This is a genomic window from Streptomyces sp. CBMA156, assembly GCF_014596515.1.
Taxonomy (GTDB): Bacteria; Actinomycetota; Actinomycetes; order Streptomycetales; family Streptomycetaceae; genus Kitasatospora.
On sequence record NZ_MSJQ01000082.1, the window covers coordinates 1 to 22,294 of the forward strand.

Genomic DNA, 22,294 nt, shown 5'->3' on the forward strand with positions numbered 1-22,294 from the left:
GGCGAGCGCGCCGCCCGCTACATCGCCCGCCTCGGCGCGGCCGGCGTCCTCGCCGACCAGGCCCACCTGGACGCGCTGGCCGGTCACGACCCCGGCGCCCCGCTGCTGCCCGAGATCGCCACCCTCGGCGCCGGCGACCCGGACGCGGCACCCGAGCCGTACCGGCACTGGTCCGGCGACCCGGTGGCGATCACCCACTCCTCCGGCACCACCGGAATGCCCAAGGCGGTCGTCCACTCCCACGCGAGCCTGTACGCGGCGATCCGCCACCGGCTGCGACTGCCCCGCCCGCAGGGCCAGGAGCGGATGCTCAGCGCGCTGCCCGCCCCGCACGCCGCCACCCTGATCGCGCTCAACCTCGCGCTCAGCTCGCACACCGAACTCGCCCTGCTCTCCCGGCAGTCCGGCGACGGCGTGCTGGCGGCGATCGAGCGGTGGCAGCCCACCGGGGTGATCGGCTTCGCCGCCACCTGGGCCGACCTCGCCCGCCACGACCTCACCACCAGGGACCTGGCCTCCGTCGCGCTCTGGTGGAACACCGGCGACTGCGCCCACGAGGTGCACATCCGCCGGCTGATCGCCACCGGCAGCCGGGAGACCGTCACCCGGGCCGGCCGCGCCCGCGTCCCCGGCTCCCAGTTCGTGGACGGCCTCGGCTCCACCGAGATGGGGCACTCGCACTTCTTCATCACCCACGGCCCCGGCACCGAGCGCTACGGGCGCTGCGTGGGCCGCCCGCACGCCTTCGTCGACTGCGAGGTGGTCGGCCCCGACGGCGAGCCGCTCGGCCCCGGCGAGGTCGGCGAACTCGCCACCACCTCGCCCACCCTGGCGCTCGGCTACTGGAACGACTCGGCCACCACCTTCCGCACCCGGCTGCGCGGCCGCTTCCTCACCGGGGACCTGATGTACCGGGACGAGGAGGGCTACTACTACCACGTGGACCGGGCCGTCGACTCGGTCGAACTCGGCGGCGGCAAGCGGCTGTTCACCGCCATGTCGGAGGAGCGGGTGCTGGCCGCCTGCCCCGACGTGCTGGACTGCACGGTGGTCGCGGTGCGCGACGGCGAGCACGTGGTCACCGACGTGCTGCTGCTCCTCGCCGCGGACGCCGACCAGGCCGCGGACCGCACCGCGGCGGTCGTCGCCGCCCTGGACGAGGCCGCCGCCGCGACCGTCCGCAAGGTGCTGGTGGTCTCCCCCGACGACATCCCGCTCGGCCCGACCGGCAAGGTCCGCAAGGTCCTGCTGCGGCAGGTCCACCTGGCGGCGGTGGGCGCGTGAGCGGGCGAACCGCCGGGAGGCGCGCGTCGCACCAGGCGACCGCCCAGAGGTCCGCGTCGCACCAGGCGACCGCCGAGCGAAGCGAGGTACCCGCATGAACGCCCGCCCCGGAGCCGTCGTCACCGGCATCGGCCTGGTCTCCCCGCTCGGCCGCAAGCCCGCCGAGGTGTTCGAGGCGCTCACCGCCGGCCGCTCCGGCCTGAGCGCCCTCCCCGAGGGCCACGCCGCCCACGGCTGGCTGCCCGCCGCCGGGCAGATCGGAAGAGCGTCGTGGAGGGAAGGGGGGGGTGGGGGCGGGGGGGGGGGGGGGGGGGGGGGGGGGGGGGGGGGGGCGGGCGGGGGGGGGGGGGGGGGGGGGGGGGGGGGGGGGGGGGCCTGGGCGGGGCTGGTCCCGGGGTGTCGGCACCGGTGCCGGTCCCGGCCCGGAGCGGGAAGTCGGCCCGTCCGACTTCCCACTCCGCCGCTCGGCCGGGGGGCGCGGCCGTGGCGCCCGGGGGGGTGCTCTGCCGGTGGTTGCCGTGACGGGCACGAGAAGTTCCTGGCACCGGCGCGCGTCCCGCAGGGGGCCGGATCCGGGCCGGCGGGCCACCGGGCCTGACCGGGGCACTGTGGCACCCCGGCCCGGTCCGGCGCCGGCTGATCTCCCCCGCGCGCCGCCGGGGGCGGAGGGGACCCTCGGTGCGTCAGTAGGCGGCGTTGGCCCGGTCGTTGAACCAGTCGGGCAGGTTCGCCCACGATTCGCCCGCGCCGGCGGTGAAGGTCAGGCCGTCGCCGGACAGGTGCACCTGCTGTCCGGCGGAGGAGGCCCAGCTTCGGAGCGAGGAGACCTTGTGGTTGACCAGGACGGGGAAGACCGTCCAGGTCCCGATCCGGAACTCCCAGCAGTCGCCCGAGTAGTTGTCGTCGGTGAACACCTGCCCGTACCCGGCCTGCCCGTAGTGGGTGCAGTTTCCCGCCGCCTGGGCACCGGGCGCGGCGGCGACCAGTGCCGCCGCGGTCGTGACGGCGGCGACGATCCCGGCCGTGAGACGGGGCTTGCCGATCCTCGGGGACATCTCGGTCCTCTCTCGTGACATGTGATGCCTGCCGCAAGTGATGATGGGCCGTCATCGGCCCCCCTGGCCAGTAGGTGCCCGGCCGGGATCATCCCCTGGCGTCCCCGGGGCCCCGCCCTCACCAACCGTCGGTACGGCAGGCACCCGGTCCGTCGGCCGACGGCTCGGAGACGTGGTAACGGGCGTTCTTCCCCGGCCACGTGTAGTCGAGGAACGGCGGCCGGTCCACCCGCTCGAAGCACCGCAGCAGGAACTCGGTGAAGGTGCCGGCGGTCTCGAACCACTCCCCGATCTCGCTGCGGACGATGATGCGCCAGTCGTCGGGGTCGGGTTCCAGTGTCAGGAAGTAGTACCAGTTGGCCTGTTCGTCGTGCCCCCAGTTGATCAGGCCGCCCTCCTCGGGGTGGAACGGCCACGGGTGGACTTCGAGGTCGTCCCGTCGCTTCTCCTCCAGGGGCCAGAGCTCCTCCGCCTCCTCGCGGGTGCCGTCCACCGGCCTGTCCAGCCACAGGTACCCGTCCACGGCGCCGGGCCCGAAGAGGTCCAGGAACGCCTTGTAGTCGGTGGGAAGGACCAGCCCCAGGCAGGCCTGCGACGCCGACCACAGCTCCGGCCGCGCCTGCCCCCACCACTGCGGCTCGCCGAGCCGCTCCCGCAGCCCGTCCAGCGCCGTCGGCGACATGCCTCTCCCCCTCCTGTCGTGTCCGCATGGTCCCGGACGGCATCCTGGCACCCGGGGCCGACAACCCGGCCCCGGCACCGGGCACGGGCGCCCGGTCGGCTGCTCCCCCGCGGCGGCCGCTCGGGTGTGAACCAGCGCCCGACGGCCGCCCGCAGGCCGGTCGGACGTCGGGGCCTGCGCCCTGCGTGAGGACGGCTGGGCGGTTTCGGCCGCAAGCTGAGCGGACAATGCTTGGGGTCTCCTCGGTCTCTGCCGGAATGAGCAGTGGCGATGACGGCGGAAATGAGGACACCAGCGGAGCCGCAACGACCTGCTGAGTCCGGCGCAACGCCCCGCCGCGTGCCGTCGCGCTGCGGGAGGCGCTGGAGGAACGCGGCGTCCCGGCCGGCTACTTCCTGGACAGCGCGGCCGAGTTCGAGGACGGCTGGGGGTTCCTCTTCGACACCGGCGACATGGCGGCCTCCCAGGAGAACCTGACCGGGGACTTCACGGAGGTGTGGAACGCCTCCGCCCAGCCGGCGCTGCTCCTGCGCGCCGCCCGCAGCTTCCTCCTCAGCCCCGCCACCGCACGGCGGATGGCCTCCGAGCGGGCGAACACCCGCCTGGTGGAGGTCCCTGACTGCGGGCACTGGATCCCCACCGACGCGCCCGGCGCCCTCGCCCGCCACGTCGGCGCCTTCCTCGACGGCCTCCCCCCGGCGCCCTGAACACCCCCGGCCGGGGGCGGGGCGCGGCGGTCACCAGATCCGCACGCCGCCGCCGACGCGCGCGGCCCGGCGGGCGGCGTCGAGGATGTTGTCCAGCCGGGCGGTGATCTGCCCGGCCCGCCCGGGCGGGTCCATGCGGGCGGCGAGGGACTCGGCGCTGCCCAGCAGCAGCAGGACCTCCTCGGTGAACTCGGCCACCTCGGCCGGGGCGACGTCCAGGTCGCCCTCGGCCAGCCGGGGCAGGAAGCGTGCGCCCAGCGAGCGGACCGCCGGCGACCCCCAGAGCGCGGAGCGCCAGCGCTCGAATCCCGCGAGGTCCGACGAGCCCTCGGGGACGTCCAGGAGGCGGCACCCGCCGCTCTCGTCGGTGACGAACACATCGACCAGCAGACTCATCCGGGCAGTGGATCACTCCCCCGCCCCGGCGGTCCACACCACCCCCCCCGGCCCGGAGGAAAGACCCCAGAACCCCTGTGCGACTGCCCGGCGGGCGGCGATACTGGGCCGCATGGGGTTCCTCATCTTCCTGACGCTGCCCGGCCTGGTACTGCTGCTCACCGCGCTGGCGGTGGTCGACCAGGTGCTGCTGCGGGCCGGCCGCGCCGGACTGCTGCCCTGGCGCACCGGCGCCCGGCAGGGGCAGGTCTCCGCGACCGGCTTCGAGCAGCTGCACGCCAGCTTCTCCGCGGGCAAGCAGCACGAGCTCAAGGAGCGGCAGTCGGCGCTGATGCTGCGCGACGACGAGGAGGACGGCGCCCCGCCGAACCGCACCGGGGTGGACCTGGTGCGCGGCTCCGCGGTGATCCGGCTGCCCAAGGCCTCCTGACCGACGGAACCGCCCGGCGTTTCGGCGCCGCACCGCGCCGGGCCGGGGGACGTGCCGGGCCGCCGGCGGGACCGGCTCCGGCGCCCGGTCAGCCGCGGTGGAGGGTGAGCGTGTAGAACTGCGCCCCGGCGGGGTCCGTGGTCGCGCCGTAGTCGTAGCCGGCCGACAAGGCGGTGAGGCCGGCTGCTTCGGCGTGGGCGAGGAGCTCGGGCTCGCGGCGCGGGCGGATCCGGTCGCGCGTGGTGAACTCCTCGCGCAGGCGCCCGCGGTCGTCGTGCAGGCGGTAGCGGCGCTCGATCCGGTGGCACCCGTCGTCGAGCACCGTGATCCTCTTGTCCCGGGCGAGGAGCCCGTGGGCGTACGGGCGCCGGTAGTCCGGACGGAACTCCTCGTGGTGCCGGACGGGCCGGGGGACGAAGCCGTCGAGGACGAGGACGCCGTCGGGCGCGAGCAGGCCGCGGGCGCTGTCCAGGAAGCCGCGCAGTTCACCCGGCGTCGTGAGGTAGGTGACGAGCGAGTACGGCGCCAGGACGGTGCTGAAGGGCCCGCGCAGGGCGAGGCGTTGGAGGCTCATCCGGGCGACCCGGGCCGTCAGGCCCAGCGCGGCCGCGTCGCGGCGCAGGCGGCGCAGCATCGGCATGGACAGGTCGATGCCGACGGCGTCCGCGCCGTCCCGGAGGAGCGGGAGCAGGATGCGCCCGGTGCCGCAGCCGAGTTCGAGGGTGGGGCCGCCGCGGCGTCGGCACAGGTCCCGGTACCAGCCGATGTCGTCGTGGGGCATGCTGCGGCCCATGTCCTCGGCGTAGATGTCGGCGATCAGGTCGTAGGACCAGGGGTGCGGCTGGGCGTTCACGGCGGTGTCGCTTCCTGCTGGGAGGGGTCAGACGAGGTCGCCCGGTGTGGTGTGCGGCGGCGGTCCGGCGTCGTGGGCCCGGTGCCGGGTGTGCGCCTGGTGCCAGGAGAGTGCCTGTTCGGCGAACATGGCGCTCCAGACGTTGAGTTGACGTGGCCGGGCGGCCGGGTCGAAGGGGATGGCGCCGTCGGCGCGGACCCTGGCGGCGAGTGCGGCGGCCGTCCGGTCGAGGCCGGGTTCGTGGCGGTGCAGGAGCAGGCCGAGGCGCAGGGCCTGGGCCATGACGTCGCTGCGGCGGACGGTGGCCGTGTCGAGTGATTCGGGCAGGGTGCCGGCCGGGTCGGCTTGGGCGAGGAGCCGTGTCAGGACGGCGGTGGCCGCGGCCCGGTCGGCGCCGGGTGAGGCGAGGTGGCCTTCCAGGAAGTACAGGGTGGGGTGCAGCGGGTGGTCGAAGGCCCGGGCGGGGTCGGGGCGGTGGCGGGTCAGGTGGCGGGCGCAGGCCAGGGCGAGGGGTGGTGGCAGCGGGACGAGGGCCGCGGCGTCGAGGATGCGGGCGGCGGCCTTGGTGAGGAAGGGTCCGCTGCGGGTGGACCAGCGGGGTGGGGGCGGGGTTGCTCCGGGCTCGGTGCGCAGCGGGCGCAGTGTTCCGTCGTGGTCGACGAAGCCGGCGAGGGCGGTCAGCAGGGCGTGCAGGGTTCGTTCGGGTGGGTCCAGGAGTGCGGCGCGGGTGGCCGCGGTGAGGCCGCCGACGAGCATGGCGAGGTCGAAGAAGAACTGGGCGTCGTTGCGCCAGTCCCGGGCGGCGTCGTCGTGGAGGTGGATGCGGGTCGGTGGCAGCGGGCCGGTGGTGTAGCGGCGTTCGACCCATGCGGCGGCGGCGTGGGCCGCGGGTCGGCGGCGCGGGTCGGGCGGCAGGTGGGGGGAGGCGAGCCAGTGCAGGTAGTAGCCGGTGATCTCGCCGTAGACGTAGGCGGCGCGGCCGTCGGGTGCGAGTGTGCCGGCGACCGCTCCGTGTTCGCGGCCGTGGCGTTGCTGGGCGGGTCCGTCGAGGAGCCATTCGCGCAGGGCGCCGGCGGCGTCGGTCATGGGGTGGTCTCCCGGGCGGGATCGGGTTGTCGGGGGCCGGGGGTCCTGGGCCGGCTGCGGATGACGTGGGCGAGCCGCCGGGCGATCCGTTCTCCGGCCCGGCCGTCCCCGAAGGGGGCGGTGCGGTCGAATGCCTGGGGGCGGGGTCTCGGTGCGGCGAGGAGTTCGTGTGCGGCGTCGAGGACCGCCTGCGGGTGGGCCGGGACCAGGCGGGTGGTGCCGGTGCCGAGGGCTTCGGGGCGTTCGGTGTTCTCGCGGGCCACGAGGACGGGGACGCCCAGGTACGGTGCCTCCTCCTGGATGCCGCCCGAGTCGGTGACCACCAGGGCGGCGCGGGCCAGCGCGTGGACGAACACCGGGTAGGGCAGTGGGTCGGTGAGGGTGATGCGCGGGTGGCCGGCGAACCGGCGTTGCAGGCGCGCCCGGACGGCGGGGTTGGGGTGCTGGGGGCACAGGACGTGCAGGTCCGTGCGGGAGCGCAGGAGTTCGAGGACGGCGTGGCAGAGCGGGTCGAGGCGTCGTCCGGCGTTCTCGCGGCGGTGGATGGTCATCACGACCAGGGGGGCGCGGGGTGGCAGGAGTTCGCGCAGGGCGTGGGGGGCGGGGCGGGCGAGTGTCTCGCGCAGGACGTCGATGATGGTGTTGCCGACGGTCTCGACGCTCATGCCGGTGATGCCTTCCCTGCGGAGGTTGGCGGTGGCCTCGGCGGTGGGGGCGAAGTGCAGGTCGGCCAGGGCGGCGACGCGGCGGCGGAACAGTTCCTCCGGGAAGGGGCGTAGCGGGTGGGCGGTGCGCAGTCCCGCCTCGACGTGGGTGAGCGGCACGGCGGCGGCGTGTGCGGCGAGTGCCCCGGCGTAGGTGGTGGAGGTGTCGCCGTGGACGACCAGCAGTCGGGGTGCCAGGCGGCGGATCGCCTCGTGTGCGGCTTCGCGCAGGCCTCGTACGGTGGCGGCCAGTGAGCCGGAGCCGCGGGAGGGGGTGAGGACTTCGGTGGGGGCGAGGCCGAAGGGTGCGAGTGCGGCGGTCACCATGCCGGGGTGCTGGCCGCTGTCGAGGAGGGCCGTCTCCAGGCCGAGTCGTGGCAGTGCCCGCAGCAGGGGGATCAGTTTGAGTGCCTCGGGTCTGGTCCCGGCGAGCAGTACGACGGGCCCGTTCGGGGGGCGTGGGTGGGGCGGGTCGGAGGTCACGGTGGTGTTCTCTTCCCCGGGGTGCGGCGGCGCGAACCTGGAAGCTGATGTTTCGTCAGTTCCGTTCGGTGGGGCGGCCGTACCGGGCCCGGCGTCCTAGAGTCCGCCGCCGCAGCCCCCGCAGCCGCCGCAGCCCGATCCGCCGCAGGCGCCGCCCAGGCCGACGCCGTCGCTGCCCGAGCCGGTGTGGGAGCGGGCGGCGGCGGTGCGGGCGGTCTTGCGGGCGTGGGAGGCCTCCCGGCAGATCCGCAGGTCGTGGAGGGCCGGCAGGGCGCTCAGCCCGCCGGTGGCCACGGCCTCGATCCCGTACCCGGGGCGGTCGTCCGCGCGGGCGGCGGCCAGCACCCGGGCGCCGGGGGCGGTGCTGCGGCGCTCGGCGGGCCGCGCCTTGCGGTTGATCACCAGGGCGGCCGCGGTCAGGGCGGTGAAGGCCGGCGGCGCGATGCCCCAGGGCCCGCCCCACAGGAGTGCCCACACCATCGCGACCACGCCCGTCACGGCCACCGCGGCGGCCACCAGCGGCATCCACACCGCGAACTCCCGTACCCGGCGCAGTAGTTTCTCGTCGTCGACGAGTCCCAGGGCCGCCAGCCGGCCGCGCAGTCCCCTCGCCTCCGGGGAGCGGTCGAACTCCGCGGCCAGGTCCCCGAGGTCGCGGGTGCGGGTGGACAGGAGTCCGAGCAGTTCGAGGACCGCCGTCTCGAAGCCGTCCCCGGTGGACCGGCCGGTGGTGGCGGTGACGTCGCCCGAGCGGGAGGCGACCAGCAGGCCGCGCTCGTGCATCCGCGCGAACGTCAGGTCAGCCAGGGTCCCGGCCAGGCAGGCGAGTTCGGTGAGGTCGAGGTCGAAGTCCCGTTTCTCCGCGAGCCGTTCGGCCCGGTACAGGTCCGCCAGCAGTGCGTGGCAGCGGTGCCGGGCCCAGGCCAGGCCCGCGGCCGTCCCCAGCAGGAGGACCAGCAGTACCCCCATGACGCCCCCTCCCCCCGCGACCTGTGACGCGTCAGCCCAGTGTGGGGATGCCGGGCCGCCGGGGCAAGCAACAAATCCGTTACGGGCAACGGGAGTTCGCTCGTGCCGCGGACGGCCGGAGTGTCCGGTTCACCCGCGCGCGGCAGAGCCGGAAGCTAGAGTCGCGGCCATGACAGCCCGCCGCCGGGGGCGTTCGCGCACCGGCGGCGGCAGCACACGGCCCGCCTGTACCACCGCACCACCGGTCCCGCCCGGCGCGTTCGGCTGCTCCACCGGTACGGCCGGCGCCGCGGCGGGCCGCCATGTCGCCGATCAGACGAGGAAGCCCGTGTCATGACCGTCCGCACCGTCCGCACTGTCCGTACCGTCCGCCGCCGAACGGCCGTCGCCGCCGTCGCGGCCGCACTCACCGCCGGGGCGCTGCTGGCAGCCCCCGCCGCCGCCACACCATCCGCCCCCGTCCTGCCCGCTGTGCCCGCCGTGCCCGCGGCCGGCGCCACGCTGCCCATGACCGCGCTGTCGACCGGTCTGCCCGACAAGCCGTACAGCGATCCGACCGGGCTCAACAACGCCGGCGTCGTCGTCGGCTACGCCTGGGCGTCCGGGCAGGGCAGCACGTCGAGCGCGATCCGCTGGAACGCGGACCGCTCGCCCGCCGTCCTGCCCCCGCTGCCCGGCGAGGACAACGCGCAGGCCCTGGGGGTGAACGACGCCGGGACGGTCATCGGCACCTCCTGGTCCCTCCCCCGGAGCTGGGCGGAGGCGACGGCCGTGCGCTGGTCCGCCGGCGGCACGCCCACCGCCCTGGCGCCGCTGCCCGGCGACACCTACAGCAGGCCCGTCGCGATCAGCGCGAGCGGGATCGTGGCCGGCGTCTCCTCCCACGGCGGCGAGGACCACGCCGTCGCCTGGCGCCCGGACGGCACCGCCGTCGCCCTGGCCCCGCTGCCCGGCGACACCCGGAGCGAGGCCTTCGACGTCAACAGCGCCGGCTTCGCGGTCGGCGTCTCCGGCACGGGCGGCGCCGGGGAGCCGCACGCCGTCGTCTGGAGCCCCGACGGCACCGCGACCGCGTTCGTCACCGACCCGGGCGCCGTCCGCAGCTGGGCACGCAGGATCAACGACGCCGGCGCGGTGGTCGGCTGGGCCGACCTGCCGGAACCGGGCCTGGGGACCCTGCGGCACGGTCTGCTGCGCTCGGCCGGCGGCGTCCTGCACGACCTGGGCCCGTACACCTACCCCGATGCGCTCAACAGCTCGGGTGAGGCCGTGGGCGACTACCAGCCGGACCCGCAGGTCCCGCGCAACCACGCCGCGCGGTGGAGCCCGCAGGGCGTCCTGACCGCGCTCGACCCGGCCCCGCCGGGCGGGCGGACGATCGCCACGGACATCAACGACTCCGGCACCGCGGTCGGCTACGCCTGGGACGGCATACCCTCCCGGCAGTACCAGTCGGGCCGGATCTGGGCCCGCGGCGGCGGCGCCGCCGAGAACCTCGACCCGACCGGTGCCACCAACAGCGCCCGCCTGGTGAACAACAGCGGCCTGGTCGTCGGCCTGTGGCTGCTCCGGGGTGCGGGCGACCTCTACCCGCACCACGTGGCCGCCGTCTGGCGGCCCTGACCGCTCGCACCCGTCCGCCCCGGGCCGCCGCCGACAGGGCGGCGGCCCGGGGCGCGCGGGCTACTTGGCGCAGGTGAGGTCGCGGGCCGGCAGCCGGCCGGTGGCCAGGTAGGCGTTGACGGCGGTGTCGACGCACGCGTTGCCGTACACGGCGTAGTCGGCGTGCTGGGCCGCGCCGGCCAGGGTGAGCAGCCGGGAGCTCGGCAGCAGGGTGTGCAGGGCGGCGGCGCCGGTGTAGGGGGTGCGGGGGTCGCCGGTGGCGGCGACGATCAGGGCCGGGGCGTCGCGGCGGACCTCGGTGGGTTCCTCGCGGGGGCGGTCCCAGAAGGCGCAGGGGGTGATGTTCTCGGTCATCGGGCCGAACAGGGGGTGGGCGGCGCGGTCGGCTTCGATGTCGCGCCAGTACTGCTCGGGGTCGCGCGGGGCGGGGGCGTCGCCGCACAGGATCGCGGTCTGCGCGCTGGCGCCGGGCGAGCCGGCCGGGGTGAAGCCGGTGCGCAGGACGGCGGCGACGGCGGGCGGCAGCGCGGTGGGGTGGCCTTCGGCGGCCCGGGCGAGCAGGGACACCTGCTCGGCCAGGGCGGCGTGCGCCCCGTCGGTGTCGCTGCCGAGTGCGGTGAAGATCAGGGCGGGGACCTGGCTGTCGTCGAGGCGGAAGGTGTCGGGGCCGGTGCCGAGGGTGAGCGGGGTGCGGGCGGAGGCGGCGAGGACGTCCCCGACGGTGGCGAGGACCTGGGCGCGGGTGCGGCCCAGGGCGTAGGTGTCGTGGCGGGCGGCCGTCCAGTCGGCCCAGCCATCCAGGGCGCGCTCGTTGGCGTCCTCGGTGCCGCGCATCAGGCGCGGGTTGTAGCGGCGGGGGTCCAGGGCGCTGTCGAGGACCACGCGGTCCTGGCGGCCGGGGAACAGCTGGGTGTAGACCGTGCCCAGGTAGGTGCCGTAGGAGTAGCCGAGGTAGGAGATCCGGCGTTCGCCGAGCGCGGCGCGCACGACGTCGATGTCGCGGGCGGTGTTGCGGGTGGTGACGTGCGGCAGGAGTGCCGCGTTGGTGGCGCGGCAGGCGTCCGCGGTGGCCTTGGCCTCGGCCCTCTGGCGTTCGAAGCCGGCGCGGGTGGGGCCGGCCGAGGGGAGGCCGGGGCCGTGGGAGAGGCCGCAGTCCAGCGGGGTGCTGCGGCCCGTGAAGCGCGGGTCCAGGCCGATCAGGTCGTAGCGGGCGCCGGTCTCCCCCATCGCGGGGCGGACCAGCAGGCCCGTGGCGAGGCCGCTGTTGCCCGGCCCTCCGGGGTTGATCAGCAGGGAGCCGATCCGGTGGCGGGTGTCGGTGGCCTTCAGACGGGATATCGCGACGGTGATGCTCCGGCCTGCGGGGTCGGTGTAGTCGAGCGGCACGCGCGCGTCCGCGCAGCGCGCGCCCGCGGCGTCCAGGGCGCGGCCGTCCGCGTCGTCGGGGCCCTGGGCGCAGCCGTGCCAGTCGAGGCGCTGGTGGTGGTAGCGGTCGAGCCCGCCGGAGGCGGAGGCGGGTGCGGAGGCGGCGGCGGTGGGTGCGGTGGCGAGGCAGGCGGTGAGGGCGAGGGTGAGGGCCGAGGCCCGTCGTAGGGCGGTGCGGGCGGCGGTCATGCGATCTCCAGACGGCAGTGGGTCGGGCGTCGGGGGGGTCGACCCCGGGCGGGTCGAGCCTTTCAGCGCGGCCGGGGGCCCTTCGTCGCCCTGTGGCACGAACTGGCGGTACGTCAGCTGCATCAGGGCGGGTCGTCGGTGTACGGCCGGAGCAGCACGGGCCGGGGGCGGGCGGGGGGGCGGGCGTAGCATCGGGCGGGTGTGGGAGCGACTGGAGATCGAGGGTTTCGTGGTGCTGGCCGAGGAGCTGCACTTCGGCCGGACGGCCGAGCGGCTGGGGGTCTCCAGGGCGCGGGTGAGCCAGACGGTGCAGCGGCTGGAGCGGCGGGTGGGTGCGCCGCTGTTCGAGCGGACCAGCCGGCGGGTGCGGCTGACGGAGCCCGGGCGGCGGCTGCTGGAGGACGTGGGGCCGGCGTACCGGCGCATCGAGGAGGGGCTGGCGAAGGCGCGGGCCGCGGCGCGGGGGGTGGAGGGCGAACTCACGGTCGGCTACCTCGGCGGTGCGGCGGGTGAGTTCGTGATGGCGGTGATCGGCGTGTTCGGGCGCCGCTACCCGGGTATCGAGGTGCGCATCCGGGAGACGCAGGTGGCGTCCATGTTCGATGCGCTGCGCGGTGGTGAGGCGCAGGTGCTGGTCACCCAGTTCCCGGTGGAGGAGCCGGATCTGGTGCGGGGCCCGGTGCTGCTGCGGGTGCCGCGGATGCTGGCGGTGCCGGCCAACCACGTGCTGGCCGGGCGGGAGTCGGTCGGGGCGGAGGATCTGGCGCGGGACCGGGTGTTCGCGTGCGCGGGGCATGTTCCCGGGTACTGGCAGGAGCATCTGGCGCCGTCCCGCACGCCCGCGGGGGCGCAGGTGGTGCGGGGGCGGTCGGCGGCGACGCTGGCGGAGACGCTGGCGATGGTCGGGGCGGGGCAGGGCATCTCGCCGGTGGGCGCGGACGTGGCCGCGCATTCGGCGCCGCCCGGGGTGGTGTTCGTGCCGTTCGTGGATGCCGGGCCGCTGGAGTACGGGCTGGTGTGGCGGGCGGACGGGCACAGTGCGCGGGTGGAGGCGTTCGCGGCGGTGGCGCAGGAGCGGGCCCGGGAGTGGGTCCGGGAGTGGACGGGGCCCCGGGCGGGGGCCCGGGCGGGGGCCCGGATGAAGTCCGAGGTGGGATCGCGGACGGAGCCCGCCGATCGGTAAGCGGGGCTTACCGGTCGTTGCGTGATCGGGGGCTGATCTCCGGGGCCGCGGCGGCCAGGCTGGTGCCATGACCAGCGACCTTTCGGCGCGCCGCGCCGGCCCCGGCCCCTCCTGCGACCCCGCCCCGGCCCCCTCCACCACCCCCCCCCGCGCCGTCGTCGCCCAGCTCGCCGCGCTGCACCCGCCGACCGGCCTGAGCCTGGTCGTGGTCGACGCCGACCCGGCCCGCGCCGTCGACGAGCGCGCCGACACCTGGGCCTGGGCCCTGTGGCTGCCCCACCTGCGCCCGGTCGACGGCCAGGACTGCCGGCTGCTGATCGGCCTCGACGACGAACAGGCCACCGCCCGGCTGACCGAGCTCACCGCCCGGCTCAACGGCCCGAGCGGCCTCGGCAGTCACGGCGCCACCGTGGTCGTGGTGGACGGCCGCCCGGCCACCGAGGCCGCCCGGCAGGCGCTCGACCTGCTGCTGCGCCAGGGCCCGGCGGTCGGCATCTTCCCGATCTGCCTCGCCGAGCAGCCCGAGCTGCTCCCCCGGGGCCTCGGCGCCACCGCCCTGATCACCGGCGAGGTCGGCACCCAGCTCTCGCTGGACCGCCCGGTCGCCCGCGGCCGGGAGACCCTGCACGAGGTCTCGCTGGACGCCGTCTCGGACGCCTGGGCCGAGCGGCTGGCCCGCGTCCTCGCCCCGCTGCGCGAAGCCGCCCCGGCCACCCGCGGCCCGCTGCCCGACGCCCTGCGGCTGCTCGACCTGCTCCAGCTCGACACCGTCACCCCGGCCAAGCTCTCCGCCCGCTGGGAGGCCCACGCCGGCGGCATCGGCGCCGCCACCGCCCTGCTCGGCACCACCAGGGACGAGCTCTGCACGCTCGACCTGGCCGACCCGGAACTCACCCTCCCCTCCCCCGACCCGGGCGGCCCGCACCTGCTGATCGGCGGTGCCCACGGCTCCGGCAAGACCGAGCTGCTGCGCACCCTGGTCGCCTCGCTCGCCGTCTCCGAACGGCCCGAGCGGCTGACGGTCACGATCGTCGAGGGTCGGGCCACCGAGGAGGGCCTGGACGGCTGCACCGAGCTGCCGCACGTCACCGGCCGGGTGAACGCCGCCACCGACCCGCGCGCCGCGCTGCTCGCGGCCGAGGCGCTGGAGGACGAACTCGCCCTGCGGGAACGACTGTTCGACGGGCTGGACTTCGCGTCCTGGCACGCCACACGCATCCTGGACGGGCACGGCCTGGACGGGCGCGGCCTCGACGAGCACCGTCTTGACGAGCACCGCCTCGACGGGCGGGACGCGGGCGCGGAGCGCCCCCAGGTCCCGGTGCCCGCCACCGTCGGCGGCGGCCCCGCCACGGCGCCCCGGGTCATCCCGCCGCGCAGCGCGGAGGGCCCCCGCCCGTCCGACGGCCCCACCGCCACGCCCGTACCCGCCCGGCTGGTCGTCGTCGTGGACGACTACGACGCGCTGCTCTCCCCCACCTCCCCGGCCGGCCGGCCGCTCGCCCGCGCGCTGGCCGCCGTCGCCCGCCGCGGCGGGCCGCTCGGCGTCCACCTCGCCGTCGCCACCGGCCGCCCCGAGGAGAGCGCCGGCACCGAGGTGGACGAGGCCGCGCTGCTCCGGATCGCGCTGCGCACCGACGACCCGGCCGACTCCGACCTGCTGATCCACCTCGGCGACGCGGCCGCCCTGCCCGAGGACACCCCGGGCCGCGGCTATCTGCGGCTGCCGGACGGCGGCGTCAGCGCCTTCCAGACCGCCCGGATCAGCGGCCGCATCCCGCGCACCGCCACCCTGCGCCCCACCGTGGTCGCGATAGACCCGCTCCAGCTCGGCGCCCCGCCGGCCCGCCGCCCGGTCCGCGAACTCGGCAACGGCCCCACCGACCTCGCCCTCCTCGCCAGCGCCCTCCAACGCGCGGCCGCCCGCTGAGCCCAGCACCACAACCCCGTTGCCGCTTCGGCCCCGCCGAAGCGGCAACGGCGTCTTCCGGTTCTCTGCTTAGGAAGTCGGCTCGGTCGACTTCCTGAGCAGAGGGGAACCGGAAGCCATCGCCGGCAGGTCCGCCCACGTCCTCCCGCAAGGACAGCGAGGTGCGGGCGGCCCGGCCAGGAACGGCCGGGCCGCCCGGAAGAAAGACCACCGGGACAGCGGCGACAGTGCCGGGCGGGCCAAAGCTCCGGCGGCCCCGGGCATGAACGGCCCAGGCCGCCGAATCCAGCGCCGAACACCATTCACACCGCCGCCCGCACAGGAAGTCGGGCCGGCCGACTTCCGGCGCAGAGCGGGGGAATCCCCCGGCCCTTCGTGCCGTGCGGGATCCGGAAACGGGTGAGAACCGGCGGGCCCACCCGTATTCGCAACGGAATTGCCCTCAGCACCTTTCCACGCTGGAAGTCGATGGGGCCGACTTCCCCTGCTCAGGGGTGGGTTGCGCGGGTGCGGCAGTGGGTGAGGGCGTGGGTGATGCGGCGTTCGGAGGGGAGGGTGGTGGCGAGGAGTTCCCCGGCGGTGACGAGGGTGGTCCAGTAGAGGGTGGGGTTGCCGGTGCGGGGCAGGGGTTGGGCGGCGGCCAGGGAGAGGTAGGCGTCGGTGAGGTTGCCGGTGGTGAACCAGCGCTGGAGGCCGTGCTGGTGGCCGGGGCGGATGCCGCCCATCGCGTCCATGGCGACCAGGAAGTGCTCGACGACGGCGAGTTCGGTGTCGGTGAGGGACTTGGGGATGTCGAAGACGCCAAGGGCTTCGAGGAGTTCGCCGGTGTCGCTCTCGGTGTCGGGGCGGGGGTCGGCGAGGAGGGCGTCGTAGCAGTCGGTCAGGCGGCGGGTGGTCTCGGCCTGGGGGATGTCGAGGGCGAGACAGACGGCGCGCGCGACGCGGAGGGGTTGGTGGCCGAGGCGGGCGATCAGGGCGTAGGTGGCTGCGGGGGTGGCGCCACGGGAAAGCGTGTGGCGGGCGAGGGTTGAGAGGTGCACCGGGAATCGAACTTTCAGGCGAGGGTGGCGGAGGGGGCGACGAGGGCCCGGACGAACGTGCCGATGCCGCACGGGCGGAGGCGACTGCCCCATTGTTCGGCGCGTTCGTCAACGAGGCGGAGCACGCGGGGGCGGCGGGACGTGAGCATGAGGGTGCACCTTGAAGGGAAGGGAATGGCCAGTCGCACCACTGCCGGCGATTGACTGATGACGAGTAGTCAGTTGTCCACGGAAGAGGCATGTTCAAACGGAAGTCGGGGATGACGGTCCGGGCATCCGGTGGAACCACAGCGAGCGTGCCGCACGATCACTTGCTGGACTGCCCCTCCGGACTTGAGCCGGTTCGCGCCGGTTCGCGCCTCGCCATCGCCGCTCCCCCGCAGCTCCGGGGGGCCTGATGGCACCCTGGAAGGCCGGTCCATTGCGACGCCACCCAGTGCTGTGACCGGGAAGGTTCGCCGCGATCGGAAGGCGGCTCGTGACACGAGCGCACGCGAAACGGCTGGTATTACTGGGACATGCAGGAAGAGACCGCACGCTCCGCGATCGACACGTTCATCTCCGCGTTCAACGCCTCGGACGACAGCTATGTGACTGCCCTGCTCCCGCAAGCCCTGACCTCAGACGTGGTCTTCTGGGGGCCGTTGGGCCGCAGCGAAGGGATCGAGGCGGTCGAGCGGTTCGTGCTGGACATCCGGCGCCACCCGGCGGGGACCGGCACGATGGTGCGCTGCTCAGCGGTGGACATGCCTGACGAATGGGCCCGGTACCAGTGGGTCTTCACCACGCCCGACGGAGGCCCCCGCCTGGTGGGAACGGATGTCGTCCATCTGCGACGGAACCTCATCGATCAGATCATCGTCTTCGCGGGGGAGATCGAGCCGTTCGCCTCCTGAGTCGCCCTTCTGTCGCTGCCCTTCTCCTGGACTTGCCCCGTCGGCGTCCGGGGGCCGCCCTTTTCGCTGCGGGAGCACGGGAAGTCGGCGGGGCCGACTTCCCACGCAGGGGGTGGGGGCGCACTTGATGCGGGGGTCTGAGCTTCACGCTCGAACAGTTCACACTCTTCGTAGTCGATGTGCTACTTTCCGCATCATCGACAGAACATAGGAGACCCCGGCGGTGGTGAGACACCCCGGGGTCGGGCACCAGGAGCAAGCAACTCCCAATGCGGATTCATCGTAGCGCGCAGACGCGCGCGTTCACCGTCCTTCCGAACGGCCTGTTGCAGGACCGCCGGCTCAGTTTCACCGCCCGCGGCCTGCTCGCCGACCTGCTCTCCCGCCCGGACGGACGGCGTGAGGACGGGCGGCAGATGGCGGACAGCAGCCCGCAGGGGCGCGGCGCCGTCCGACGGGCACTCAACGAGCTGAAGAACGCCGGGTACTACCGGGTCGATACGGTCCGGATGCCCGACGGGACACTCCGTTCCGAGGCCCACGTCTTCGACACCCCGCAGCCCGCACCGGCTGCCCACCCCCCGGACTTCGGCGCAGGAGGCACCGGCCGCCCTGTCACCCCTCCCGTAAAGGACCCGGGGAAAGAAACCACCCTCCCGGATGAACCGGGTGGACCGGATGGACCGGATGAACAGACCAGGTCCGCCGTGGCCGTGCTGTTCCGGGTGATCCGGCCCGAACCCCGCCTGCGCCTCGGCGACGCCGAGGCCCGGACACTGGCACCACTCGTCACCCGCTGGCTGCAACGAGGATGCGGCGAGGACGAGTTGGCCCACGCCCTGCTCCCCGGACTGCCCCGGGCGATGCACTCCCCCGCCGCGATCCTCCGGGACCGCCTGCAACGCAAGCTGCCACCGGAACCGGCGGCGGCGCAGCCCCCACCGGCCCCGTACACCGAATGCGGCCGCTGCCACGACCCGGTACCCCGCCCCGGCATCTGCCGCGCCTGCGCGGGCCTCGGCAGCAGAATCGTCCCCGTCGGCACCGGCGCGACCGCCACCTCCGGCGGCGTCGCCCGGGCCCGCGCGGCCCTGCGCGCACGGCTCGGCCCGCCCTCGGTGGCACTCGACCGCTGACCACCACGGGCGGGCCGCACCGAACCGTCAAGCGGTCAGACCCTCAGACGGTCAGGCGCACTTGATCTCGCGGTTCACCACGGCCATCCCGGCGACCTTGTCGCCGTCCACGGTGAACTCGTACTGCCAGCCCTGCTGCCCCTCGACCGGCATCACGTACTTGCCGCTCTTGGCGAGCTGGAGGCCCTTGGCGCCGTACGCCTGCTGGAGCGCCTCCACGGTGGAACCCGCGCCGACGCCCTCGGCCGTCTTCGCCTCCGCCGGGGCGGCCAGCTCGCGCAGGCCCGTCGCCGCGAAGGAGACCCGGCCGGTGGCCAGGTACGCCTTGTCCTTGGCCTCCTGGGCGAACCGCAGGTCGACCAGGGCCATCGTCGAGTCGGCGATCGCCTTGGCGGCGTCGGCCGAGCCCTTGGCCGCAGCGGCGGAGCCCGCGGCGGCGGCCGCCGCGTCCTTGGCGGAGGCGTTCGGCGGCAGGGTGCCACCCGGCGCGGGCGCCTTGCCCGAGGCCGCGTCGGCCTTGGCACTCAGGTCCTTGTAGCGGGCCTCGGTGGCCGCCTCGGCGGTCATCCGGGCCTGGTCCGGCGCCGGGCCGCCCTTGTAGACGAAGTCGGTGCAGCCGCCGAGCAGCGAGACCGGCGCGGTCTCCAGGGCGCCGGTGGCCAGCCCGTCGTCCTTGGCCATCCCGGGCTTCAACCCCCGGTACCCGGCCGCCGCGAAGGCCTCCGGGCCCTTCGAGGTGGGCGCCGCCGAGGGCGTCGCCACGGGCGCCCCGGGCGCCCCGGAGGTCGCCGGAGCCTTCGCCGCGTCCTTGGTGTCGTTCTTGTCGTCGGACGTACAGGCCGCCGCACCGGCGACCAGCAGTACCACCGAGATGCCCACGCCCACCGCGCGGACCGAGGCTCGGTTCTTCCCCATGTCACAACCCCCACTTGATCGTTCGCGGGTCACCGTATCGAGAGTGTGACCATGATCCACAACCGTTTTCTCAGGAGCAGTACGTGTTGTGCCTGACCAGCGCGAGGCCGGCGACCCTGCCCTCGGTCATGGTGAACTCGTAGAACCAGTCCGGGCCGCCGTTGCCGCCCTCGGCCGGGAGTTCGTACCCGCCGTCCTCGGCCGGCTTGAGGTCCTTGCCCTCGTAGGCCCGCTTGAGCTCCTCCTCCGTCGAGCCGGCGCCGACGCCCTCGGCCGTCCTGGCCCCGGCGGGGGCGACCAGCCGGCGCAGGCCCTCGGTGCCGAAGTTGGCCCGGCCGGTGGCCAGGAAGGCCTGGTCCCGGTTCTTGACGGCGGGCCCGAGAAGGTCCACGTCCTTTTCGAGCCCGGAGATCTCCTGCCGGAAGACGGTCTCCTGCTGGATCTGCTCCAGCAGGCGCTCGCTCTGCTTCAGCAGGTCTTCCGCGGAGGCCCCGGGCGCGAGGGTCGGCGGTGCCGTCCGCTTCGCCCTGATCTCGTTGATCCTGGCCATCGCCTTGTCGGCCTTCGCGCCGGCCTCCGTCTCGGCCGCCATCCGGACCGGGTCCGGCGCGGGGCCGCCCTTGTACGCGTAGTCGGTGCAGCCGTTGAGCAGCGAGACCGGCGACGGCTCCAGGGCTCCGGAGGCGAGCGCCTCGTCCTTGGTCATCGAGAGCCGCAGTCCGCGGTAGCCGCCGGTGCCGAACGTCTGCGGCGGCGTACTGGCCGCCGCGGTCGCACCGGTCCCCTGCCCGCCGCCCTCGCCGCCCTTGCAGGCCGCCGCCCCTGCCACGACCAGAGCCGTCGTCAGCACGGCCCCCGCCACGCGCGCGACGCGCGTCGTCCCCACGGTCATCCCATCCCCTTCATCGATCGCACACAGTAGCGAACGTGCGGGTACGGTCCACCACCGGCTGCCACCCAGACCGAAGGGGCCCGTGTCCGCGGACACGGGCCCCTTCGCGCGCGCCGGTCAGTGGCCCGGCGGCTGGGCGGCGAGGCCGCGGGTGTAGTGGGCGGCGGCGAGGACCGAGGCCATCAGCTCGGAGTCGAGCACGGAGGCGTCGGCCAGCCGGGTGGCCGCCGCGTGGGAGGCGATCAGCGTCTTGGTGACCCGCAGCGCGGCCTCGGGACGGCGGGTGACGGGCCTGATCCACTCCTCCACCGCCGCGTCCAGTTCCTGCTCGGGAACGACGCGTTGCAGAATGGCGAGCTCCCGCGCCTCCACCGCGCCGACCGGGCGGCTGGTGAGGATGATCTCGCGGACCCGGGCCGCGCCGACCTCGTGGAGCAGGCGGGGCAGCAGACCGCCCCAGGCGACGGGCAGGCCCAGGGCCAGCTCGGGCAGCCGGAAGACGGTGTTGTCGGCGCCGACCCGCAGGTCGCAGGCGAGCGCCAGGGCGAAGCCGGCGCCGGTCGCCCGGCCCTGGACCCGGGCGACGGTCACGGCGGAGCTGTTGGTGAGGGCGTCGCAGACCCGGCGGGCCCTGTCCCCGTAGCTCCGGATACCGCCACCGGTCGGGTCCTCGTCCAGGCTCCCGAAGAGTTCGTCGCGGTCGCCGCCGAGGCAGAAGTCCCGGCCGGCCCCGGACAGCACGATCACGCGCACGCCCGGGTCGGGTACGGCCAGGACGACGAGGAGTTCGTCCAGCATGGCCGAGGTGACGGCGTTCCCGGTCGCCGGGCTGTCCAGCTCGACGCGGAGCACGGGGCCCTGGCGCTCGGTACGGACCGCACGGGCCGCCACGGGCGCGGGAACGGACGCGGCGACGGGCTCCGGGACGGGCTCGGGGTACGGGTGCGGCAGGTACGACGGCTGCGCCGCGTGCGGCGGGTACTGCGGCGCCTGCGGTATCCAGGGCACCTCGGGCATCTGCGGGGACATGTTCATGCGCCCACTCTCAGGGACGTCACCCGGTGGAAGACCATCCGGGGCGCGTACTCGGGCGGGCTCACCGCCCGCAGGGTCGGGAAGCGCCGCAGCAGCTGGCCGAGCAGGGCCCGTGCCTCCAGCCTGGCCAAGCCCGCGCCGAGGCAGTAGTGGGCGCCGCCGCCGAAGGTGAGGTGGTCGCCCCGGCGGAGCAGGTCGAAGGTGTGCGGGTCCGGGTTGCGGCGCGGATCGCGGTTGGCCGCGCCGTACATCACGTGGACCATGGTGTCCTTGGGGAGGAACACCCCGGACAGCTCGGTGTCCTCGCCCGCGACACGGCTGTTGACGCGGATCGGCGGGTCGAAGCGCAGCGCCTCGTCGATCGCGGCGTCGATGTGCTCCGGCCGCTCCCGCAGCCACTCCCACCGGCCGGGCGACCGCAGCAGCGACCACACCAGCGAGGAGAGCAGCGTCGCCGTGGTCTCCAGCGAGGCGATGGTGACGAACATGGTGAGCTGGTAGACCATCCGGTCGGTGGCCTCGCGGTCGGCCTCCAGCGCGTCCCAGGTGCGGATCCAGCCCGCGATCACGTCGTCGCCGTCGTTGTCGCGGCGCTCCCGGACGAGGCGGGTGAAGTACCGGCGCAGGTCCATGGTGGCCTGCTCGGAGACCGCCAGCTGGCTCTTGGTGGGCAGCAGCTCCTGGGCGTGCACCTGGTTGTGGGTCATCGTCAGGATGTGCGGGTAGTCCGCCGGGTCGATGTCCAGCCAGCGGCCGACGGTGCCGATCGGCAGCTGCTCGCTGACCAGGGCCGAGAGGTCCGCCTCGCCGTCCGTCCGTATTCGCTCGGCCAGGCGGTCGAGCAGCCCGGTGACGTCGGCCTCGATCTCCGGCTGCATGTCCCGCAGGGTGGCGTGGTTGAAGAGGTTCCCGAGGCTGCGCCGCTGCCGGGTGTGCTCGGGGGCGTTGAGCCGGGAGAGCGTCCGGCTCATCTCCCGGGTGGCGACCGCCTCCCAGCGCTCCGTCCCGGTCTGCCGCTCCTGCCAGGCGAAGTCGGGGACGAGCCAGGTCCTGCCGCGCAGGACCTGGTCGCACGCGTCGTAACCGGTGACCAGGTAGCCGCCCCAGGGAGCCGGAACGAGGTCCCCCAGCGCCCGCAGCTCGTCGTAGACCGGGCTCGGGTCGGCGAGGCCCTCGGCCGACCGGAGCCTGCGCAGGAGCGGTACGGCGGCCCGGCGGTCGACCCCTCCGCCGGGACTCACCTGGTCCGCGGGGCGGGCTTCCAACATGGCGGTCACACGGGGCTCCTAACGCGCGGGCGGGCAGTACGGCGGCGTACTACCCAGCAACAGCGCGCTCAAGCGTCGATCCGTGTTGCCCCCGTCACGTACTGCACGGCCGT

General features: G+C 75.0%; 22 protein-coding genes. 8 read left to right on the forward strand and 14 right to left on the reverse strand.

Translation table 11 applies throughout. The features are described from left to right. On the forward strand, window positions 1–1,284 hold a 1,284-nt coding region (locus BU198_RS06775), incomplete at its 5' end, for an ANL family adenylate-forming protein (RefSeq protein ID WP_188295939.1). Window positions 1,285–1,967: 683 nt separating this feature from the next. Here the strand turns inward: BU198_RS06775 and BU198_RS06780 are convergent. After that, a complete protein-coding gene (locus tag BU198_RS06780; RefSeq protein WP_188295940.1) occupies window positions 1,968–2,339 on the reverse strand; it encodes a hypothetical protein in 372 nt (123 codons plus the stop codon). A 118-nt stretch (window positions 2,340–2,457) separates the two neighbouring features. After that, window positions 2,458–3,021 carry an SMI1/KNR4 family protein gene (locus BU198_RS06785; protein ID WP_188295941.1) on the reverse strand — a complete coding sequence of 188 codons (564 nt, stop codon included), beginning with the start codon at window positions 3,019–3,021 and terminating at the stop codon, window positions 2,458–2,460. 452 nt (window positions 3,022–3,473) lie between these two features. On the opposite strand from BU198_RS06785, the gene BU198_RS06790 reads away from it, so the two are divergent. Continuing rightward, on the forward strand, window positions 3,474–3,728 hold the full coding sequence (locus BU198_RS06790; protein WP_188295942.1) for an alpha/beta fold hydrolase: 255 nt from the start codon (window positions 3,474–3,476) through the stop codon (window positions 3,726–3,728). 30 nt (window positions 3,729–3,758) lie between these two features. Here BU198_RS06790 and BU198_RS06795 read toward each other — a convergent pair whose 3' ends face one another. Then, complete coding sequence (locus BU198_RS06795; protein ID WP_188295943.1) at window positions 3,759–4,124, reverse strand: hypothetical protein; 366 nt, start codon at window positions 4,122–4,124, stop codon at window positions 3,759–3,761. 112 nt (window positions 4,125–4,236) lie between these two features. Here BU198_RS06795 and BU198_RS06800 point away from each other — a divergent pair, with 112 nt between their 5' ends. Beyond that, the gene (locus BU198_RS06800) at window positions 4,237–4,554 is read left to right on the forward strand and encodes a DUF6191 domain-containing protein (protein ID WP_188295944.1); all 318 of its coding nucleotides are present in this window, start codon (window positions 4,237–4,239) and stop codon (window positions 4,552–4,554) included. An 88-nt stretch (window positions 4,555–4,642) separates the two neighbouring features. Here the strand turns inward: BU198_RS06800 and BU198_RS41870 are convergent, their stop codons facing one another. From BU198_RS41870 to BU198_RS06820, 4 genes are all read right to left on the reverse strand, one after another. Beyond that, the gene (locus BU198_RS41870) at window positions 4,643–5,407 is read right to left on the reverse strand and encodes a class I SAM-dependent methyltransferase (protein WP_317620000.1); all 765 of its coding nucleotides are present in this window, start codon (window positions 5,405–5,407) and stop codon (window positions 4,643–4,645) included. Window positions 5,408–5,434: 27 nt separating this feature from the next. Continuing rightward, window positions 5,435–6,493 (reverse strand): hypothetical protein, encoded by a 1,059-nt coding sequence (locus BU198_RS06810; RefSeq protein ID WP_188295945.1) that lies wholly within the window; start codon window positions 6,491–6,493, stop codon window positions 5,435–5,437. Further along, complete coding sequence (gene wecB, locus BU198_RS06815) at window positions 6,490–7,680, reverse strand: non-hydrolyzing UDP-N-acetylglucosamine 2-epimerase (protein WP_188295946.1); 1,191 nt, start codon at window positions 7,678–7,680, stop codon at window positions 6,490–6,492. The genes BU198_RS06810 and wecB overlap by 4 nt, the downstream gene beginning before the upstream one ends. 96 nt (window positions 7,681–7,776) lie before the next feature. After that, the gene (locus BU198_RS06820; protein WP_188295947.1) at window positions 7,777–8,649 is read right to left on the reverse strand and encodes a TIGR04222 domain-containing membrane protein; all 873 of its coding nucleotides are present in this window, start codon (window positions 8,647–8,649) and stop codon (window positions 7,777–7,779) included. Between the two features lie 333 nt (window positions 8,650–8,982). On the opposite strand from BU198_RS06820, the gene BU198_RS06825 reads away from it, so the two are divergent. Next, the gene (locus BU198_RS06825) at window positions 8,983–10,272 is read left to right on the forward strand and encodes a hypothetical protein (protein ID WP_188295948.1); all 1,290 of its coding nucleotides are present in this window, start codon (window positions 8,983–8,985) and stop codon (window positions 10,270–10,272) included. A gap of 60 nt (window positions 10,273–10,332) precedes the next feature. On the opposite strand, the gene BU198_RS06830 is transcribed toward BU198_RS06825, so the two are convergent. Further along, complete coding sequence (locus tag BU198_RS06830; RefSeq protein ID WP_188295949.1) at window positions 10,333–11,886, reverse strand: alpha/beta hydrolase; 1,554 nt, start codon at window positions 11,884–11,886, stop codon at window positions 10,333–10,335. Between the two features lie 199 nt (window positions 11,887–12,085). Here BU198_RS06830 and BU198_RS06835 point away from each other — a divergent pair, with 199 nt between their 5' ends. Both BU198_RS06835 and BU198_RS06840 read left to right on the forward strand, forming a co-directional pair. After that, the gene (locus BU198_RS06835) at window positions 12,086–13,069 is read left to right on the forward strand and encodes a LysR family transcriptional regulator (protein ID WP_317620001.1); all 984 of its coding nucleotides are present in this window, start codon (window positions 12,086–12,088) and stop codon (window positions 13,067–13,069) included. A gap of 67 nt (window positions 13,070–13,136) precedes the next feature. After that, a complete protein-coding gene (locus BU198_RS06840) occupies window positions 13,137–14,999 on the forward strand; it encodes an FtsK/SpoIIIE domain-containing protein (RefSeq protein ID WP_188295951.1) in 1,863 nt (620 codons plus the stop codon). 488 nt (window positions 15,000–15,487) lie between these two features. Here BU198_RS06840 and BU198_RS06845 read toward each other — a convergent pair whose 3' ends face one another. Next, on the reverse strand, window positions 15,488–16,039 hold the full coding sequence (locus tag BU198_RS06845; protein ID WP_188295952.1) for a hypothetical protein: 552 nt from the start codon (window positions 16,037–16,039) through the stop codon (window positions 15,488–15,490). Between the two features lie 14 nt (window positions 16,040–16,053). Further along, the gene (locus tag BU198_RS43265) at window positions 16,054–16,188 is read right to left on the reverse strand and encodes a hypothetical protein (protein ID WP_262987008.1); all 135 of its coding nucleotides are present in this window, start codon (window positions 16,186–16,188) and stop codon (window positions 16,054–16,056) included. A 369-nt stretch (window positions 16,189–16,557) separates the two neighbouring features. On the opposite strand from BU198_RS43265, the gene BU198_RS06850 reads away from it, so the two are divergent. Continuing rightward, the gene (locus BU198_RS06850; RefSeq protein WP_188295953.1) at window positions 16,558–16,935 is read left to right on the forward strand and encodes a nuclear transport factor 2 family protein; all 378 of its coding nucleotides are present in this window, start codon (window positions 16,558–16,560) and stop codon (window positions 16,933–16,935) included. Window positions 16,936–17,204: 269 nt separating this feature from the next. Next, window positions 17,205–18,071: a hypothetical protein gene (locus BU198_RS06855; RefSeq protein ID WP_188295954.1), complete on the forward strand. Its 867-nt coding sequence runs from the start codon at window positions 17,205–17,207 to the stop codon at window positions 18,069–18,071. Window positions 18,072–18,122: 51 nt separating this feature from the next. Here BU198_RS06855 and BU198_RS06860 read toward each other — a convergent pair whose 3' ends face one another. From BU198_RS06860 to BU198_RS06875, 4 genes are all read right to left on the reverse strand, one after another. After that, on the reverse strand, window positions 18,123–18,986 hold the full coding sequence (locus tag BU198_RS06860; protein WP_223244032.1) for a hypothetical protein: 864 nt from the start codon (window positions 18,984–18,986) through the stop codon (window positions 18,123–18,125). A 70-nt stretch (window positions 18,987–19,056) separates the two neighbouring features. Continuing rightward, the gene (locus BU198_RS06865; RefSeq protein WP_188295955.1) at window positions 19,057–19,878 is read right to left on the reverse strand and encodes a hypothetical protein; all 822 of its coding nucleotides are present in this window, start codon (window positions 19,876–19,878) and stop codon (window positions 19,057–19,059) included. A 117-nt stretch (window positions 19,879–19,995) separates the two neighbouring features. Next, window positions 19,996–20,895, reverse strand: coding sequence for an enoyl-CoA hydratase/isomerase family protein (locus tag BU198_RS06870; protein WP_188295966.1), 900 nt, complete (start codon window positions 20,893–20,895; stop codon window positions 19,996–19,998). Between the two features lie 14 nt (window positions 20,896–20,909). Further along, a complete protein-coding gene (locus BU198_RS06875) occupies window positions 20,910–22,043 on the reverse strand; it encodes a cytochrome P450 (protein WP_223244039.1) in 1,134 nt (377 codons plus the stop codon). Window positions 22,044–22,294 lie beyond the last annotated feature (251 nt).